Source organism: Umezawaea sp. NPDC059074, assembly GCF_042738955.1.
GTDB lineage: Bacteria > Actinomycetota > Actinomycetes > Mycobacteriales > Pseudonocardiaceae > Umezawaea.
The window spans coordinates 14,772-31,376 of the sequence record NZ_JBHYHC010000059.1 but is presented as its reverse complement, the minus strand read 5'-3'; the positions used below and the strand labels follow the sequence as shown (position 1 = coordinate 31,376).

13 protein-coding genes are annotated in these 16,605 nt (G+C 71.7%); 8 read left to right on the top strand and 5 right to left on the bottom strand.

Going from position 1 to position 16,605, the window contains the following annotated elements:
• Positions 1 to 110: 110 nt before the first annotated feature.
• Both ACFWW9_RS25430 and ACFWW9_RS25425 read right to left on the bottom strand, forming a co-directional pair.
• The gene (locus tag ACFWW9_RS25430) at positions 111 to 359 is read right to left on the bottom strand and encodes a DUF6289 family protein (protein WP_390382779.1); all 249 of its coding nucleotides are present in this window, start codon (positions 357 to 359) and stop codon (positions 111 to 113) included.
• A 104-nt stretch (positions 360 to 463) separates the two neighbouring features.
• Positions 464 to 1,144 (bottom strand): hypothetical protein, encoded by a 681-nt coding sequence (locus ACFWW9_RS25425; protein ID WP_390382776.1) that lies wholly within the window; start codon positions 1,142 to 1,144, stop codon positions 464 to 466.
• Positions 1,145 to 1,229: 85 nt separating this feature from the next.
• On the opposite strand from ACFWW9_RS25425, the gene ACFWW9_RS25420 reads away from it, so the two are divergent.
• Positions 1,230 to 2,123, top strand: coding sequence for an oxidoreductase (locus tag ACFWW9_RS25420; RefSeq protein ID WP_390382773.1), 894 nt, complete (start codon positions 1,230 to 1,232; stop codon positions 2,121 to 2,123).
• Here ACFWW9_RS25420 and ACFWW9_RS25415 read toward each other — a convergent pair.
• Together ACFWW9_RS25415 and ACFWW9_RS25410 are read right to left on the bottom strand one after the other, a co-directional pair.
• A complete protein-coding gene (locus ACFWW9_RS25415) occupies positions 2,111 to 4,939 on the bottom strand; it encodes a caspase family protein (RefSeq protein WP_390382770.1) in 2,829 nt (942 codons plus the stop codon). The two genes, ACFWW9_RS25420 and ACFWW9_RS25415, sit on opposite strands and share 13 nt — an antisense overlap.
• A 94-nt stretch (positions 4,940 to 5,033) precedes the next feature.
• Positions 5,034 to 5,834, bottom strand: a complete 801-nt coding sequence (locus ACFWW9_RS25410) for a glycosyltransferase family 2 protein (RefSeq protein WP_390382767.1) — start codon at positions 5,832 to 5,834, stop codon at positions 5,034 to 5,036.
• Between the two features lie 110 nt (positions 5,835 to 5,944).
• On the opposite strand from ACFWW9_RS25410, the gene ACFWW9_RS25405 reads away from it, so the two are divergent.
• Positions 5,945 to 7,591: a glutamate--tRNA ligase gene (locus ACFWW9_RS25405; RefSeq protein ID WP_390382764.1), complete on the top strand. Its 1,647-nt coding sequence runs from the start codon at positions 5,945 to 5,947 to the stop codon at positions 7,589 to 7,591.
• 36 nt (positions 7,592 to 7,627) lie between these two features.
• Here ACFWW9_RS25405 and ACFWW9_RS25400 read toward each other — a convergent pair whose 3' ends face one another.
• Positions 7,628 to 8,458, bottom strand: a complete 831-nt coding sequence (locus ACFWW9_RS25400; protein ID WP_390382756.1) for a patatin-like phospholipase family protein — start codon at positions 8,456 to 8,458, stop codon at positions 7,628 to 7,630.
• A gap of 70 nt (positions 8,459 to 8,528) precedes the next feature.
• On the opposite strand from ACFWW9_RS25400, the gene ACFWW9_RS25395 reads away from it, so the two are divergent.
• The 6 genes from ACFWW9_RS25395 to ACFWW9_RS25370 all read left to right on the top strand — a co-directional run bounded on the left by ACFWW9_RS25395 (position 8,529) and on the right by ACFWW9_RS25370 (position 16,593).
• Positions 8,529 to 9,497: a pentapeptide repeat-containing protein gene (locus ACFWW9_RS25395; protein WP_390382753.1), complete on the top strand. Its 969-nt coding sequence runs from the start codon at positions 8,529 to 8,531 to the stop codon at positions 9,495 to 9,497.
• A gap of 68 nt (positions 9,498 to 9,565) precedes the next feature.
• Positions 9,566 to 10,549, top strand: a complete 984-nt coding sequence (locus tag ACFWW9_RS25390) for a LacI family DNA-binding transcriptional regulator (RefSeq protein WP_390382750.1) — start codon at positions 9,566 to 9,568, stop codon at positions 10,547 to 10,549.
• A 95-nt stretch (positions 10,550 to 10,644) separates the two neighbouring features.
• Positions 10,645 to 11,934 carry an ABC transporter substrate-binding protein gene (locus tag ACFWW9_RS25385; protein WP_390382747.1) on the top strand — a complete coding sequence of 430 codons (1,290 nt, stop codon included), beginning with the start codon at positions 10,645 to 10,647 and terminating at the stop codon, positions 11,932 to 11,934.
• Entirely contained in the window at positions 11,931 to 12,899 is a 969-nt protein-coding gene (locus ACFWW9_RS25380; RefSeq protein WP_390382744.1) for a carbohydrate ABC transporter permease, read from the top strand. The genes ACFWW9_RS25385 and ACFWW9_RS25380 overlap by 4 nt, the downstream gene beginning before the upstream one ends.
• Entirely contained in the window at positions 12,896 to 13,720 is an 825-nt protein-coding gene (locus ACFWW9_RS25375) for a carbohydrate ABC transporter permease (protein ID WP_390382741.1), read from the top strand. The genes ACFWW9_RS25380 and ACFWW9_RS25375 overlap by 4 nt, the downstream gene beginning before the upstream one ends.
• 26 nt (positions 13,721 to 13,746) lie before the next feature.
• A complete protein-coding gene (locus tag ACFWW9_RS25370) occupies positions 13,747 to 16,593 on the top strand; it encodes a glycoside hydrolase family 2 TIM barrel-domain containing protein (RefSeq protein WP_390382738.1) in 2,847 nt (948 codons plus the stop codon).
• Positions 16,594 to 16,605 lie beyond the last annotated feature (12 nt).

Sequence of the window (16,605 nt, the reverse complement as noted above, 5' to 3'; positions counted from 1 at the left end):
GCACATTCACATCCCGCTCCTTACCCGGGGGCGGGGCCCCTACACGCCCCCCTAAAAAACTGACCCCGGGGGGGCCGGGGTCGGGGGGCCCCGGCCCCCCCGTCCGCGGATCAGGACCCGCAGCGGGCCTGGGTGACCTCGATGTAGCGGGACGACGAACCCCAGCTGTCGACGGTGTTGTCGCAGAACCTGGTCCAGCCGCCGATCGGCAGGTCGCGGTCGGCGGTGGCGTAGTAGGTGTGCGTGCACTGGTAGTTGGCCTTGCAGGCCGGGATGGCCTGTGCGGCCGCGGGGGCGAGCGCGGAGAGGGTCGCCGCGGCGAAGACGAGGGCGAGAGCGCGGACCAGACGACGGGGCATGGGGCTCCTTCGATCGGTGGCGGACATCCCTTCGACTCTAGGGACGGCGGCGGTCGGCCAAATCGGCTGTTCGGAGCCCGCGGTCCGCAAACCCCGAAGTGCGTTCACCGGTCCAGGACGTCCAGCGCGCCGCACATGTCGTCCGAAGAACCCAGCCACAGCAGCGTGTACACCTCGCCGTCACGCGTGGGGAACGCCGTGTGCAGGCACAGCGTCGGCACCGGTCCGGTCTTGGGGGCGCCGGTGGCCGGGGCGCTCCGCGGCGAGAGGCCGAGCTGCTGCCTGAGCCAGCAGGTGGCGCCCTCCACCAGCGCGTCGAAGTGTCCTCTCAGGACAGCGACGACACCGACCGACCAGCCGTAGCCGACCTGCTGGTACACCGCGATCCCGAGCCGGTCGGTCTCGTAGCCGCAGGTGACGGCGTCGTTGACCGCGGCGATCTGCCCGGTGACGGTGCCCAGCTTGCTCAGGAAGTGCTGCGCGGCCTCGGTTTCCCGCTCCGCGGCCGGGATGAGGTCGGAGACGGCGCCGAGCAACCCGCCGAAGGGCACGCACGGGTTGGTCGTGACGTTGCGGAAGTCCGAGCCCATGGCGGGCAGCAGCGCGGCGACCTTCGGCCCCGCCCCACCACACCCGCCGCTCGGCTTCTCGACGTGGTTGGCGGACTTGGCGGAGGAGCCGGTGTCGTCGGGCGGAACGCACCCCGACACGAGAAGGCCGAGCACGATGAGGCAGGCGGTCAGCACCGTGGTCCGGGTGCCGCGGGAGGCGGGGTTTCGTCGCATGCCCAACAGAGGCGGCGAACGTCGACCGTGATTCACCCGGATCGCGCCGAGCGGGGTCGTGATCATCGCGTGGCAGACTCGGTGGATGGCGAGTGGCGCGGGCAGGTGGGCGCTCGGGGATCTGACGGTCGACCGGGTCGGGTTCGGGGCGATGCGGTTGCCGCAGCGTGGTGCGGCGTTCGCGCCAGGGGCGGTGCCGGGTGATCGTGGTGAGGCGATCGCGGTGTTGCGGCGGGCGGTGGAGTTGGGGGTCGATCACGTCGACACGGCCGGATTCTACTTCTCGTCGACGAGGTCGGCCAACGAGCTGATCAACACCGCGTTGTCGCCGTACCCGGACGGTCTGGTCATCGCCACCAAGGTCGGGCCGCGGCGGGACGCCTCCGGTGGGTGGCTGCCCCAGGCGACACCCGGCGAGTTGCGCGGCCAGGTCGAGGAGAACCTGCGGCAACTCGGGCGCGACCACTTGGACCTGGTGAACCTGCGCCTGTCCGGGATGGACTCGATCGCCGACCACTTCGGCGCGCTGGCCGAACTGCGCGACGCCGGGCTGATCCGGCACCTCGGCGTGTCCAACGTGCGCCCGGAGCACCTGGCCCAAGCCCAGGCGATCGCGCCGGTGGTGTGCGTGCAGAACTCCTACGGTCTCGGCCACCGACCGCAGCAGGACGGGCTCGTGCGGGCCTGCGGTGAGCAGGGGGTGGCGTTCGTCCCGTTCTTCGCCATCGCGGGAGCCGGGCGGGAAGCAGGCGTCAGCGGGGCCGAGCCCGACGAGGTGCTCGCGGTCGCCCGCGCGCACGAGGCCAGTCCGGCGCAGATCCGCTTGGCGTGGGCGCTGCACCGGGGACCGCACGTGCTGGTCATCCCAGGGACCGGCGACCTCGGGCACCTCGCCGACAACGTCGCCGCGGGCTCACTGCGGCTCACGGCCGACGACCTGGCGCGGCTCGAAGCGGTCCACCAGGGCTACTTGGGCTGACCGCTGGCGACGTCCCACAGCCGCACCTGGCGGTCAAGGCTGCCGGTCGCCAGGGTCTTGCCGTCCGGGCTGAAGGCCGCGGACGTCACCACGCCGTGGTGGTCCGAAAGCCTGGCGATGATCTCGCCGGAAGCGACGTCCCGCAGTTGTGCCTGGTAGTCGTCGACATCGCGATCGCTGCTGGCGGTCGCGAGGGTCTTGCCATCGGGACTGAACGCTCGGACGCCGGTGGTCCGGCCGGTCAGCTCGGCGGTGGCCTTGCCGGTGTCCACGTCCCACACCTGCGACTCGCTGTCCCGGTAGTTGCTGGTGGCCAGGGTTTTGCTGTCGGGGCCGAACACCACCCTGGCGAAGACCTTGCCGGGGTCCGGGCTGATGGTCGCGATCGCCGTACCCGCGCCGAGGTTCCACACCCGCATCCGGTTGTCGGCGTGGTCGATGGTGGCGATGGTCTTCCCGTCGGGGCTGAAGGCGACGTCGCCGAAGATTTCTCCGAACGGTTCGGGCAGGGTGGCGGTGTGCTGGCCGGTGTCGACGTTCCACAGCCACGTCCCGTCGGAGTCGACGGCGGCGGCCACGGACTTGCCGTCAGGGCTCACGGCCATGCCCAGGATCGGCTTGGTGCCGGTCAGGGTGGCGGTGGACTGGCCGGTGAGGAGGTTCCACACCCGCACGGTGGGATCTCGAAAGCCGGTCACGGCAACAGTCTTGCCGTCGAGGCTGAACGCGAAAGTCGGGTTGGCCTCGGTCTCGAAGTCGACGATCGTCTTGCGAGTGGCCAGGTCCCACAGCCGCACATGGCGGTCGTTGCTCCCGGTCGCGAGAGTTCTGCCATCGGGGCTGAAGGCGACGCTGAGGACCTGACCGTCGTGACCGAGGACCGTCGGTCCGCTGTGGTCCTCCTGCGTGAAGTAGCTGGCGATGCCGGGAACGGCGAGGACAACGACCAGCAGGGCGACCGCTGTGTAGGCGGCGAAACGCCGACGAGGTGGAGCGTGCGGGCGTCTGTGGCCTCGGGGGATCACGGTCCAGGCGATGGCCGCTGACACGAGCGTGAGCACCAGGATGGCGACACCGGACAGGAGGACGGCGGTCGGGCTCACGGCGGGGTCGACGGCGTCCGCGTAGACGACGGTAGCGCCCGCCGCCGACCAGACGGACCACAGACCGGCCAACCACCCCGCCAGCACGGCCAGTCCGGCGCTGCGCGGCACCAGCACGGCCACCAGGAGCGGCGCGACGAGCGCGAGCACCGCGGCCACCAGGAAGCTCGACCGGAAGAGTTGGTTGCCTTCGTGGACACCGACCAGGCTCGCGCTCACACCGCAGGACGCGGCGGCGAGGAGGCCCACCTGCGGCCAGGTGAGGGAGTCCGGCGAGCGGCGCGGTCGGAAGCGGAAGCCGCCGTTCACGATCGTGGGCACCACGACCAGCAGTGCGGCGAAGGTCAGGGTCGCGTGTCCCGCCGTGGTGAGCAGCAGGAGGTTGTGGAACCAGGGGAATCGGGGCAGGTCGAGGCTGAAGGCGACATCGCCCCAGATCCCCGCGATGGCCACACCGGTGACCACTCCAGGGCCGACCGTCGACCGTGTGCGCGGCGCGAGCAGGCACACTCCCGCCAACAACGTGGCCAGGCCGAAGAAGTCGAGATAGCGGTCGCCCAGGCTCCCCATCCCGACGGTCTTGCCGCCGAGGATCAGCACCGCCGCGGCCAGCGTCAGCACACCGCCGACGACGCTGTACCAACGCGCTCTAGTACCACCCGTGGGTGGCGGTTCCGCTTGCGCCGCAACGCTTACCGGAGGCGGCGGGTCGTTCGGTGGCGGGTCCGGCTCGGCGACGGTGACCGGCACATCCTCGGTGCGGGGTTCGGGGGCGGGCGACAGCTGGAACGCCGTGGCGGCCGCCGACACGAGTTTGCTGTCGTCGTCGGCGAGGCGGCGGATCTGCTCCTGGACGCGGTCGCGGACGAGGTCGTTGCCGATCCGGTGCAGGTGGGCCAGCCCTTCCAAGGCGGCGAGCCGGTCGGCGGCGATGGGGCTGCCGATCGCGTTGCGCAGGTAGCCGGGCAGCGCCCAGTTGACGTTCCTGGCGATGACGGTGCGGCCCTCGACGTTGTCCTGCTTCTTCGGCCGCTGCTGCGGCATCTCCGCCACGACCCGGTCGTGCACGTAGCTGTACAGCTCGTCGAGGGTGATGTCGCCGTCGCCGTCGAGGTCCGCGCTGCCGTCGCGCAGGCCCTCCACCAGGTGGTGGGTGAACACCGAGCGGACGGCTTCGCCGTGCACCCGGTCGCCTTCGAACGAGTACTGGGTGGCGTCCGACGCGGTCAGCACGGTGCGGCCGCGGCCTTGGAACCGCTCCAGCGCGTGCACCGCGGTGTCGGCCTTCGCGAGCCGCCCGGCCGGGAACGCGCCGCTGTAGCAGCAGTCGAGCACCAGCACCTTCTGCCGCGACGCGCAGCTCTCCATCGCCTGGTCGACCTGCTCGGCCGACAACCCGGTGAACAGCAGGTTGTCGCGCTTGGTGTCGGTCATCGCCAGGTACAGCCGACCCTCGTCGTCCTTCAGACCGTGGCCGGTGAAGTAGAGCAGCGCGAGGTCGTCGTGCCGCCGGGCCCGGTAGAAGTCCCCGATGGCCTGCCCGACGCGGTGGTGCGGCTCGTTGATCAACGTGGTGACCTCGAACCCGGCGATGGCCGGATCCGCCAACGTCTCGGCCAGGGCGTCGGCGTCGTGCGCGGGCGCGGTCAGCTGCCGCAGCCCCGCGTCCTCGTACCGGTAGGTGGCGATCACCAGCGCCAGCCGTCGCCCCATCCGCTCTCCCGCATGTCCGTCGCCGCCCTCGCTGACGACGTCGTTCGCGGGGGCGCCACCGTGTCGGCGACCGCGCCGCTCCCACCCGTTCGGCCTACAGGCGGATGTTGGGGCCCAGGTCGACCTGGTGGCCGTTCTCGCTCAGGGCGGTGGGAGCGAGGGGCGGGACGAGGATGCGGAGGGCTTTCGCGCGTTGCAGCGCGATTCGGCGACCGGTGTCCTCCAGGCCGGGGTAGTGGGCGTTGCGGGAGGTCTGGGTGGCGTGCTTGCGGTAGAGCCAGGTGACCTCGGCGTCGTTCCAGCCGGGGGCCAGTTCGGAGATCGCGGCCAACGCCGACAGCTCGTCGTCGACCGGGATGCCCGCCCAGCCGCCGAGGGCGCGGAGGGTGTCGGCGCGCATCATCAGGCCGCCGCCGTGGACGGGCCAGTTGCCGCCTCGGTCCTCCGCCCACGCGTTGACCTCGCCCGCGGCGATCAGGCCGAACGGGAGGTCGGAGTCCCAGGACCGGCGGGTGCCGTCTTCGAGGAGGTCGTCGGCCGCGCCGACGGCCCAGTGGATCGGGTGCTCCTCGAAGCGGCGGACGAGCGTGGCCACGGCGTGCGGGAGCAGGACGTCGTCGTGGTCGAGGTTCTGCACGAGCGCGCCCGTCGCCCGGCCCAGTGCGAGGTTGCGGGTGGCCGCGATGCCGAGCCGGGTGCCGTTGTGTCGGTAGCGGACGAGGTCGTCGTCGGCGAACAGGTGGGCCAGGGTGGGGGTGTCGCCGTCCTCCTGGACGATCCACTCGAGTGACCAGTGCGGCGGGAGCAGCTGCGCGCGGACGCCCTCGGCGGCCTCGGGCAGGTAGCGGGCCGCGTTGGAGCCGTGGGCGGCGGTGATCACGGAGAGGGTGGGCATTCCGGTCCTTCGAGGTCGGGTCGCGCGCGTCGGGCGTCGACAACGATCGCACCGCGCGGGCGGGTTGCTAACCTCAACCGTCCTTTCCCGGTGTTTGGAGATTTCCGCTGATGCTCGATCGAGCCGCTGTCGACGCTCTGTTCCCGTCCGATCTGCCCGACCCGGAGCACTGGGAGCAGCAGTACCCTCAGCGACAGCTCCCCGAGGGCGCGAAGGTCACCCGGCTGGGCCCCAGCCCGACCGGCTTCATCCACATCGGCGGCATCTACGCGGGCATGATCGACCGCGACGTCGCCCACCACTCCGGCGGCGTCTACCTGCTGCGCGTCGAGGACACCGACCGCTCCCGCGAGGTCGAGGGCGCCGTGGAGCAGTTCGACCGCGCGTTCGACCACTTCGGCATCCACCCCGACGAGGCGGACGGCCGCGGCGCGTACGGGCCGTACCTCCAGTCGCAGCGCGCCGAGATCTACTGGTCCTACGTACGCGAGCTGATGCGCGACGGCAAGGCCTACCCGTGCTTCGCCACGAAGGACGAGCTGGACGACATCACCGCCCGCCAGCGCGCGGCCAAGCTCCCGACCGGCTACTACGGCCGCTGGGCGACGTGGCGCGAGGCGTCCGACGAGGACGTCGCGGCACGCCTGGCCGCGGGCGAGCCGTACGTGGTGCGCTTCCGCTCCCCCGCCGTCCCCGGCGAGCGGGTGAAGTTCACCGACGCGATCCGCGGTGAGCTGGAGCACGACGCCAACGTCAACGACACGGTGATCCTGAAGTCGTCGGACCAGGACCTGCGCCTGCCGACGTACCACTTCGCCCACGCGGTGGACGACCACCTGATGCGGGTGAACCTGGTCATCCGCGGCGACGAGTGGATCTCGTCGGTGCCGCTGCACCTCCAGCTGTTCGCCGCGCTCGGCTTCGAGCAGGTCGAGTACGCCCACATCGCGCCGCTGATGAAGCAGGAGGGCAAGAGCCGCCGCAAGCTGTCCAAGCGCAAGGACCCCGAGGCGGCGGTCGACTTCTACGTGCAGGCCGGCTATCCCGCCGACGCGGTGCGCTACTACCTGCGCGGCCTGGCCAACGGCAGGCTCGCCGAGCTGCCGCTCGAGCAGGCGCTGGCGGAGCCGATCGTGCTGTCCGAGTGCGGTGTGGCGGGTCCGCTCGTCGACCTGGTGAAGCTCGCGGACATCAGCGCGAACCTCATCGCCACGCTGTCCGGTGAGGACATCGTCACCGCCGTGTCGGCGTGGGCGGCCGTCCACGACCCCGAGCTGGTCGGGGTGCTCGACACCGAGCGCGCGATGGCGCTGCGGGCGTTGGACGTCGAGCGGGTGGGCGTGGACAACCCGCGCAAGGACCTGCGCATGTGGTCGGACTTCCGGCCCGCGTACGGGTTCTTCTTCACCTCGGTGTTCGCGCTCGTGGACGACCCGGCCGACGAGCGGCTCGGCGGCCTCGACCCGAAGCTCGTGTCGGTGTTCGCCGCGGACTTCGCCGAGGGCTACCAGGAGTTCGCGGACCAGCAGGAGTGGTTCGGCCAGATCCGCGACCTGGCCGCGCGCCACGGCTTCGCGCCGAACGCCAAGGAGTTCAAGAAGAACCCGGACGCCTTCCCCGGCTCGATCCGCGAGGCGTCGCAGCTGATCCGCGTCGCGCTGACCGGATCCACCCAGAGCCCGGACCTCTACGCGGTGGCCCGCGCCCTCGGCACGGACGAGGTCCTGCGCCGCGTGCGCGCCCTCGCCCAGGCGTGACCTAGGCCGACGACGGCCCCGACCACGTCGGGGCCGTCAGCTCCACACGGCCCGCACGGCGTCCGCGACCGCCGTTCCCTGGGCCAGACCCGCTTCGGCGGCGACCGCCCGGCGGGCGGGGTCGAGGACGTTGCGGCCGATGGCCTTCCGCGCCGCGTCGTCCGGGCTCAGCAGGATCGACCGCGCGTCCAGCGCGGCGAGCTGCGTGCCCGGGCGGCCCGCCCGGCTGAACGCGCTCGTGACCGGTGCGAGGACCACGACCCGCCGGTAGCCCTTGGCCAGGTCGACGTTGGCGACGGACCTCATGCCGCCGTCCATGTAGCGGTGGCCGTCGATGGTGACCGGCGGCCACACCAGCGGCACGGCGCAGCTCGCGGCCACGGCGTCGAGGAACGGCGCTCCGCTGTCCCGGTCGAACACGGCGAACGACCCGTCCTCGGCGTTCACGGCCGTGACGCGCAGCGGGCGTTCCGGCCACCCGCGCTCGGCGAGCCTGCCCTGGAACACCGCCCGCCGTTCCGCCTCGGACACCGTCCGCGCCCGCAACGCCGCCTGGCCGAGGCGGGCCCGTTTGCGCTCCGCGGTCCCCGGCAGCGCGAACGCGGCGAAGTACCGCAGCACCATGCCGTAGCCGAGCCGCGCGGGGATCTCCCCCTCCGGCGTGCGCAACTGCCCCGCGTACAGCTCCTCCAGGGGCACGCCGCTCGCCAACTGCGCCGCGACGACGGACCCCGCCGACGTCCCGACCAGCAGGTCCGCGCCGCTCAGGTCCACGCCCGCGCGGGCCAGCCCGTGCACCAGCCCGATCTCCCAGGCGATCCCGGTGACCCCACCGCCGCCCAGCACCAACGCCCGTTCGTCGCTCACGGCCCCACGATGCCGGCATCCGGTCCGGAACGGCCCCGCGAGGCGCGCGTGGCGTCCTAGGATTCCGCCCGTGGCTCCGACGAACCCCACCCGTGCCAGGACCTCCGAGCTGTGGCCGATCAGGACGCACGTGGTCGCGGTGGTCCTGATCGGACTCGGCGTGTTCGCCGCCGCGGCCGCGCTGCTGTGGCTGGCGCTGGGCCTGCCCGCCGCGCCGACCACGGACACCAGGCTGAACATCGTCAAGATCGCGTTGTCGGTGGTGGCGGGGGTCGGCGGGGTCGTGGCGCTGGTGGTCGCCTACCGCAAGCAGCGGATCGGCGAGGTGGCCGAGGCCCGCGCGCACGTCAAGGTGCTGAACGAGCGCTTCGCGAGCGCGTGCTCCCAGATCGGCCACGAGGTGCCGACCGTCCGGCTCGCGGGCGTCTACGCCATGGCGAGCCTCGCCGACGAGTGGCCCGAGCAGCGGCAGGTGTGCATCGACGTGCTGTGCGCGTACCTGCGCATCCCCTACGAGCCCGACCTGGCGTCGCACTGGCGGCACGACGAGGAGACCGAGGTGCGGCTCTCGATCACCAGCGTGATCAGCGACCACCTCCGCCCCGGCGCTCCGGTCGGCTGGCACGGCCACGAGTTCAACCTGGTCCGGGCGGTGCTGCGCGCGGCGGACTTCGCGGGCATCGAGGTGACCGGCGGCAGGCTCCTGCTCAGCCTGGCCCGCTTCCCCGGCGGGCGGACGGCGTTCGACGGGATGCGCGTCAGCGGTGGCGAGGTCTGGTTCGGCGGCGCGGAGTTCGCCGGTGGCGAGGTGAGCTTCGCGGGAGCCGAGTTCAGCGGCGGCCGCCTCCGCTTCGAGGGCGCGGAGTTCACCGGGGCCGCGGTGTCGTTCCGCGGCGCGAAGTTCACCGGCGGCGAGGTCGACCTCTCCGAAGTGGACACCGACAACTACACCGCCCCACCCGTGTTCGACGAGTGGCCGACCCCGCCGAAGGGCCTGCTGCTCCCCCGCTTGCCGGAGGCGGTCGAACCGGGCCCGTGACGATCGCCCCTCGTGCACGCCGTGCGGGGTCTCGCCGGGCATACTCCCCCAAGAGGGAGGCGATCAAGGTGACGTCGGAGACGAAGCGGGTGACGATCAACGACGTCGCGCGGGTCGCCGGGGTGTCGCGGCAGACGGTGTCGCGGGCGCTCAACGACAAGGGCGAGATCGACGGCGCCACCAAGCAGCGCGTCCTGGACGCCGCTCGCGACCTCGGGTACCGGCCCAGCCGGTTCGCCAGGGGGCTGGTGCGGCAGGACACCACGACCATCGGGCTGGTGATCCCCGACCTGCTGAACCCGTTCTTCACGGAGGTCGCGGCGGCGGCACTGGAGGCCGCGCGCGGTCGGGGGTGGCACGTGGTCGTGTACGACACGGCCGACAGCGTCGACGAGGAGCGCGGCACGCTGGAGGCGATCGGCGCGCAGGTGGACGCGGTGGTCGGGTACTTCAGCCTCACCGAGGCCGAACTGGACAAGCACACGGCGGGCATGCCGGTCGTGCTCATAGGGCGTGAGCACCGGATCGCCCGGTTCGGCTCCATCAGCATCGACGGCGCGCTCGGCGTGCGGCAGGCGATCGACCACCTCGTGGCGGCGGGCCACCGGCGGATCGGGATGCTGGACCACGCGGGCCGCGCCGAGCCGAGCGTCCGGCGTGAGTGGTTCGCCGCCGCGATGGAGGCCCACGGCCTGGCCGCGGACGCGGTCGCGCCCGCGGTCCAGTCGGTCGACGGCGGCGCGGTCGCGCTGACCGGGCTCCTGGACCGCGAACCGGGCGTGACGGCGGTCTTCACGTTCAACGACATCATCGCCATCGGGGCCCTGCGCTCCGCCCGCAAGCGCGGGCTGGCCGTGCCCGCCGACCTGGCCGTGATCGGGTTCGACGGGCTCCAGCTCGGCACCGTCGTGGACCCCGCGCTCACGACCGTCGCGCTCGACACCAGGGAGATCGGCGCGAGCGCGATAGAGCAGGTCGGACGCCTGATCGACGGCGGGACGGCCGAGGACCTCGTGCTGCACGCGGCGCTGCTCGTGCGCGAATCGGCCTGACTCACCCTTGACAGGAATCACCCGTTCGCCGCATGCTCCTGAGCACGCCGTGAACGCTCACGGGAGCGTTCACGGCCCTGCACGGAGGGTCCCCGATGACGTTGACTCGACGCGGCTTCCTCGCCGTGACGGCCGCGCTGGGCGCGACCGCCCTCGGCGTGGGAGCGTGCACCAGCCCCACCACGGCCAACCCCGGCAAGCTCACGCTCTGGTACTCGTCGAACGGGCTGTCGGAGAAGGTGCTCGGCGAGGCGGTCGCCCGCTTCCCCGAGCGGCACCTGGTCCCGTCCAAGGTGAGCGGCGAGCTGAAGCAGCGGCTGCTGGCCGCGCTGTCCGGTGAGGCGTACCTGCCCGACATCACCATGATCGGCGACGACATCTCGACCTACTTCGCCGCCGCCGACCGGTTCGTCGACCTCAACACCGTCGGCGCGCAGCAGGACCAGGGCCGGTACCTGGACTGGAAGTGGCAGGCGGGCCGCACGCCGGGCGGCGTCCAGCTCGGCTTCCCGATCGACATCGGGCCCGCGGCGCTGTACTACCGGCACGACCTGTTCCGCGAGGCCGGGCTGCCGAGCGAGCCGGACGAGGTCGCCGCCGCGGTGTCCACCTGGGACGACTACTTCGAGTTCGGCAAGCGGGCGCAGGAGAAGCTGCCCGGCCGGTACATGATCACCGACACCAAGACGGTGTTCACCTACTCGCTGGCGCAGGAGTCGAAGAAGTACCTGGACAAGCAGAACCGGTACCTGTCCGACCAGTCGCAGGTGCGGCGGGCGTGGGACCGCGCGGTCCAGGCGTTCCGGATGGGCCTCACCGCCGGGTACGCGGGCAACGCCAGCTCGTCCGGCGACTCGATCGACCGCAACGCGGCGTGGAGCACCGGCAAGGAGCTGAGCTTCGTCAGCGCCTCCTGGATCACCGGGTCGCTCAAGCAGGCCGCGCCCAACACCTCCGGCAACTGGCACCTGTGCCGCCCGCCCGGCGGTCCCGGCAACCAGGGCGGCTCGTTCCTCGCGATCACGAAGTACTGCCCCGATCCGCAGGGCGCGTACGAGGTCGTGAAGTGGATCCTCGGACCGGAGAACCAGCCGCGGACCTACCTGGAACTCGGCCTCTTCCCCTCCAGCCCCGCCGTCTACGACGACCCGCAACTGCTCCAGCCCGAGGAGTTCTTCGGCGGGCAGTCCACGATGTCGGTGTTCGGCGCGGTGGCGAAGGAGGTCCCGGCGGTCTACTTCTCGCCGTTCGACATCACCATCAGCGACACCTACACCGACGAGCTGACCAACGTCGAGTCCGCGGGCAAGGACCCCGACCGCGCCTGGGACGACGCCAACCGGCTCGTCGAACGCCTGCTGCGCCGCCAGGGGGTGCTCGCGTGACCGCCACGATCCCCACCACGAGCCGGGAGGCGCCCGCCCCGCAACGCCGGGTGAACGCGGGCAGCCGCAAGAGGTGGCGCCACCTCCCGCAGTACCTGGCCATCGCGCCGTTCTTCGTCCTCTTCGCCGTCTTCGGGCTCTACCCCGTGCTGTACTCGCTGTTCCTGTCGTTGCAGCGCTGGGACGGCGTCGGCCCGATGAAGTTCGTGGGCCTGGAGAACTTCGCGTTCCTGCTCTCCGACTCGGTGTTCTGGGACTCGATCGGCAACACCCTGCTGATCTGGGTGATGTCGACGATCCCGATGCTGGTGCTGGCGATGCTCGTCGCGCTCGGCCTCAACTCGTCGGTGCGGCACAAGGGCGTGCTGCGCGTCGCGTACTTCCTGCCGAACGTCACGTCGATCGTCGCGATGTCGCTGGTGTTCGGCTCGTTCTTCTCCAACGAGTTCGGCGTGCTCAACTGGTTCCTCGGCCTCGTCGGCGTGGACCCCGTGCAGTGGCTCAACGACCCGTGGGCGATCCGCTCCGCCCTCTCGATCATGATCGTCTGGCGGTGGACCGGCTACAACGCGATCATCTTCCTCGCCGGGCTCCAAGCGTTGCCGCGGGAGGTGTTCGAGGCGGCCAAGCTCGACGGCGCGGGGCCCGTGCAGACGTTCTTCCGCGTCACGCTGCCGCTGATGCGCCCGATGGTCCTGTTCTCGGTCGTGATGTCCGCGATCGGCGGCCTCCAGATCTTCACCGAGTCCCAGGTGCTGCTGGGCAACCGCGGCGGCGCGGACGGCGGCGGCCTGACGATGGTCCTCTACTTCTACAACACCGCGTTCGCGGACAACGACTTCGGCTACGGCGCGGCCATCGCGTGGGGCATCTTCGTGGTCGTCGTCGTGTTCTCGGTCCTCAACTGGCGGCTCGTGCAACGGCCGGAGCGCGGCGCCCCCGACACGAAGGGAGCGGGCCGGTGAAAGCGAAGCCCGGCGCCGTCCTCACCTACGGCGCGCTCGCCGTGGGAGCGCTCATCACGCTCTTCCCGTACTACCAGCTCGTGGTGATGGCCTCGAACACCACGGCGGACATCTTCTCCGTGCCGCCCAACTTCGCCATCGGCGGCAAGCTGTTCGACAACCTCCGCGAGGTCTTCTCGAAGGTCGACCTGTTCGGGTCGGTGCTGAACACCCTCGTCGTCGCGGTCGCCACCACGCTCCTGGTGCTGTTCTTCGACTCCCTCGCCGCCTTCACGTTCGCCAAGTACGACTTCCCCGGCAGCAACGTCCTCTTCGGCATCCTGCTGGCCACGTTCGTCGTGCCCACCCAGCTCGCGGCCATCCCCCAGTTCACGCTGATGGCGAAGATCGGCTGGGTCGGCGACCTCAAGGCGTTGATCGTCCCGGCCGCCGCCAACGCCTTCGGCATCTTCTGGATGCGCCAGTACGCGAAGGGCGCGATCCCGGACGAGCTGCTGGAGGCCGCGCGGGTCGACGGCGCGGGCTTCTTCCGCACGTACCTCCTGATCGGGCTTCCCGTGCTGCGGCCCGCGCTCGCGTTCCTCGGCATCTTCACGTTCGTCAACACCTGGAACGACTACCTGTGGCCGCTGGTCGTGCTCATCGACTCGAACCACGTGACGCTCCAGGTCGCCCTGTCGATGCTGAACGGCGCCTACCTCAAGGACTACGCGATCGTCATGGCGGGCACGCTCGTCGCGATCGTGCCGCTGGTAGTCGTGTTCCTCATCGGTTCCCGCCACTTCATCCGCAACGTCGCCGCAGGCGCCGTCAAGGGCTGACACCTCCGAAGGGTTCGTCGAAGCACATGCCACCACCCCCGTACGTCGAGGACCTGGCCCCCGGCACCGGCGCGCTGCCCCCGCGCGCCGCGTTCGCCTCCGACGCGGCGTCGCTGAGCCTGGACGGGACGTGGCGCTTCCGGCTCTCGCCGTCGGTCGCCGCGGCCCCGGAGGACGTCGGGGCCGTCGACTTCGACGACACCGACTGGGACACCGTCACCGTGCCAGGCCACTGGCAGCTCCAGGGGCACGGGTCGCCCGCGTACACCAACGTGCGGTACCCGTTCCCCGTGCGGCCGCCGCTGGTCCCGTCGGAGAACCCGACCGGCGACCACCGGCTGGCGTTCGACCTGCCCGAGGACTGGCCGGACGAGCCGACCGCGCTGCGGTTCGACGGCGTCGACTCGTGCGGCCGGATCTGGCTCAACGGCACCGAGATCGGCGTCACCCGCGGCAGCAGGCTGCCGACCGAGTTCGAGGTCGGCCACCTGCTCCGCCCGCGCGGCAACGTCCTCGTGGTCCGGGTGCACCAGTGGTCCTCCGGCTCGTACCTGGAGGACCAGGACATGTGGTGGCTGTCCGGCCTCTTCCGCTCCGTGGCGCTGCTGTCACGGCCGCGCGGCGGGGTCGCGGACTACCAGGTCCACGCCGACTACGACCACACCACGGGCCTCGGCGCGCTGTCCGTGACCGCGCCGGGCGACGTGCTGGTCACCGTGCCGGAGCTGGGCGTCCACGACGTCCCGGCGGGGCAGGCGATCCGGGTCCCGGTCGAGCCGTGGAGCGCGGAACGCCCCCGGCTCTACCAGGGCGAGGTGCACACGGCGACCGAGCGCGTGCCCGTGCGGATCGGGTTCCGCACGGTCTCGATCGAGGACGGGGTGCTGCTGGTCAACGGCGCGCGGGTGGTGTTCCGCGGCGTGAACCGGCACGAGCACCACCCCGAGTCCGGCCGCGCGGTGCCGCGGGAGTTCGCGCTCGCCGACGTCGAACTCATGAAGCGCCACAACGTGAACGCCGTGCGCACCAGCCACTACCCGCCCGACCCCCACTTCCTGGACCTGTGCGACACCCACGGCCTGTGGGTGGTGGACGAGTGCGACCTGGAGACGCACGGGTTCGCCGAGCTGGGCTGGGCGGGCAACCCGAGCGACGACCCGCGCTGGACCGACGCCTACCTCGACCGTATGCGCCGCACCGTGGAGCGGGACAAGAACCACCCGTCGATCGTGCTGTGGTCGCTCGGCAACGAGGCCCACACCGGGCGCAACCTCGCCGCGATGGCGGACTGGACGCGGCGGCGCGACCCGTCCCGGCCGGTGCACTACGAGGGCGACGCGGAGTGCGAGTACGTCGACGTGCACAGCCGCATGTACGCCTCCCACGAGGAGGTCGACCGGATCGGCCGCCGCGAGGACGCCAACGAGGTCCGCCGGGACCTGCCGTTCGTGCTGTGCGAGTTCGCCCACGCCATGGGCAACGGGCCGGGCGGCCTGCTGGAGTACCGCGAGCTGTTCGAGCGCTACCCGAACGTGCAGGGCGGGTTCGTCTGGGAGTGGATCGACCACGGCCTCGCGCGGCGGGACGACGACGGCCGCGCGTACTTCGCCTACGGCGGCGACTTCGGCGAACCCCTGCACGACGGCAACTTCGTCATCGACGGCCTCGTGTTCCCCGACCGCACCCCGTCGCCGGGGCTGCTGGAGTTCGCGAAGGTGTTCGAGCCGGTGCGGATCACCGGGTCGGCGCACGGCGTCCGCGTCACGAGCTTCTACGACCACACGTCGTCGGAACACCTGCGGTTCGAGTGGGTGTACGAGGACGACGGCGTGGAACTGGCGTCGGGTGAGCTGACCGTGCCGCCGATCGCACCGAGCGAGCACGTCGACGTGGCGCTGCCCGAGGTGCCGCGGGCGAGCGGTGAGGGCCTGCTGACCGTGCGGGCCGTGCTCGCCGACGACACCGCGTGGGCGAGCGCCGGACACGTGCTGGCGTGGGGGCAGATCCCGGTCGTGGAGGCCGTCGCGGGCACGCCGCTCGTGGCCACCGCGCGGGTCGTCGCCACCGCGGGCGCGCTCACGCTCGGGCGGGGCGTGTTCGACCCGGCCACCGGCCTGCTCACCGCGGTGGGCGGCGTGCCGGTGCGGGGTCCGCGCCTGGACCTGTGGCGGGCGACGACGGACAACGACCGGGGCTCGGGCTCCCCCGAGGCCACCGCGTGGGCGGACGCCGGGCTGCACCGGCTCCAGCACCGCGTGGCCGACGTGGAGGTCGGGGAGACGTCGATCGTCGTGCGGACCCGCGTGGCCCCGCCCGCCCGCGGTTTCGGGATGCTCGCCGACTACCACTGGACCTCCGACGGCGACCGGCTGCGGCTGCGCGTGGACGTGACGCCCGACGGCGAGTGGCCGTGCACCCTGCCCCGACTGGGGCTGCGGATGGCACTGCCGGGCGACCTGGACGCGGTCGAGTGGTTCGGCGGCGGGCCGGGCGAGGCGTACCCCGACAGCCGTCAGGCGGCCCGCGTCGGACGCTTCTCGTCCACTGTGGACGACCTGCAAACGCCGTACGTCTTCCCGCAGGAGAACGGCAACCGCGTCGACGCGCGCTGGGTGGAGCTGTCCTCGGGCGATCGCGGGATCCGGGTCGACGGCGAGCCGGTGGTCGACTTCACCGCCCGCCGCTGGACCAGCGAGCACCTCGACGCCGCCCGGCACACCACGGACCTCGAACCCGACGAGTTCGTGCATCTCACCCTCGACCTCGCCCAGCACGGCCTCGGCACCGCGTCGTGCGGTCCCGGTGTGCTGCCGCAATACCGGTTGCGCGCCCAGAAGGCGAGCTTCTCGCTCACCTTCACCGTCCTGCCCTGATCCCCGAGGAGT

Coding starts and splice junctions, on each gene's coding strand:
- ACFWW9_RS25425 (WP_390382776.1), bottom strand. CDS start 1,144: ATGCGACGAAACCCCGCCTCCCGCGGCACCCGGACCACGGTGCTGACC.
- ACFWW9_RS25420 (WP_390382773.1), top strand. CDS start 1,230: ATGGCGAGTGGCGCGGGCAGGTGGGCGCTCGGGGATCTGACGGTCGAC.
- ACFWW9_RS25385 (WP_390382747.1), top strand. CDS start 10,645: ATGACGTTGACTCGACGCGGCTTCCTCGCCGTGACGGCCGCGCTGGGC.
- ACFWW9_RS25430 (WP_390382779.1), bottom strand. CDS start 359: ATGCCCCGTCGTCTGGTCCGCGCTCTCGCCCTCGTCTTCGCCGCGGCG.
- ACFWW9_RS25370 (WP_390382738.1), top strand. CDS start 13,747: ATGCCACCACCCCCGTACGTCGAGGACCTGGCCCCCGGCACCGGCGCG.
- ACFWW9_RS25405 (WP_390382764.1), top strand. CDS start 5,945: ATGCTCGATCGAGCCGCTGTCGACGCTCTGTTCCCGTCCGATCTGCCC.
- ACFWW9_RS25410 (WP_390382767.1), bottom strand. CDS start 5,834: ATGCCCACCCTCTCCGTGATCACCGCCGCCCACGGCTCCAACGCGGCC.
- ACFWW9_RS25415 (WP_390382770.1), bottom strand. CDS start 4,939: ATGGGGCGACGGCTGGCGCTGGTGATCGCCACCTACCGGTACGAGGAC.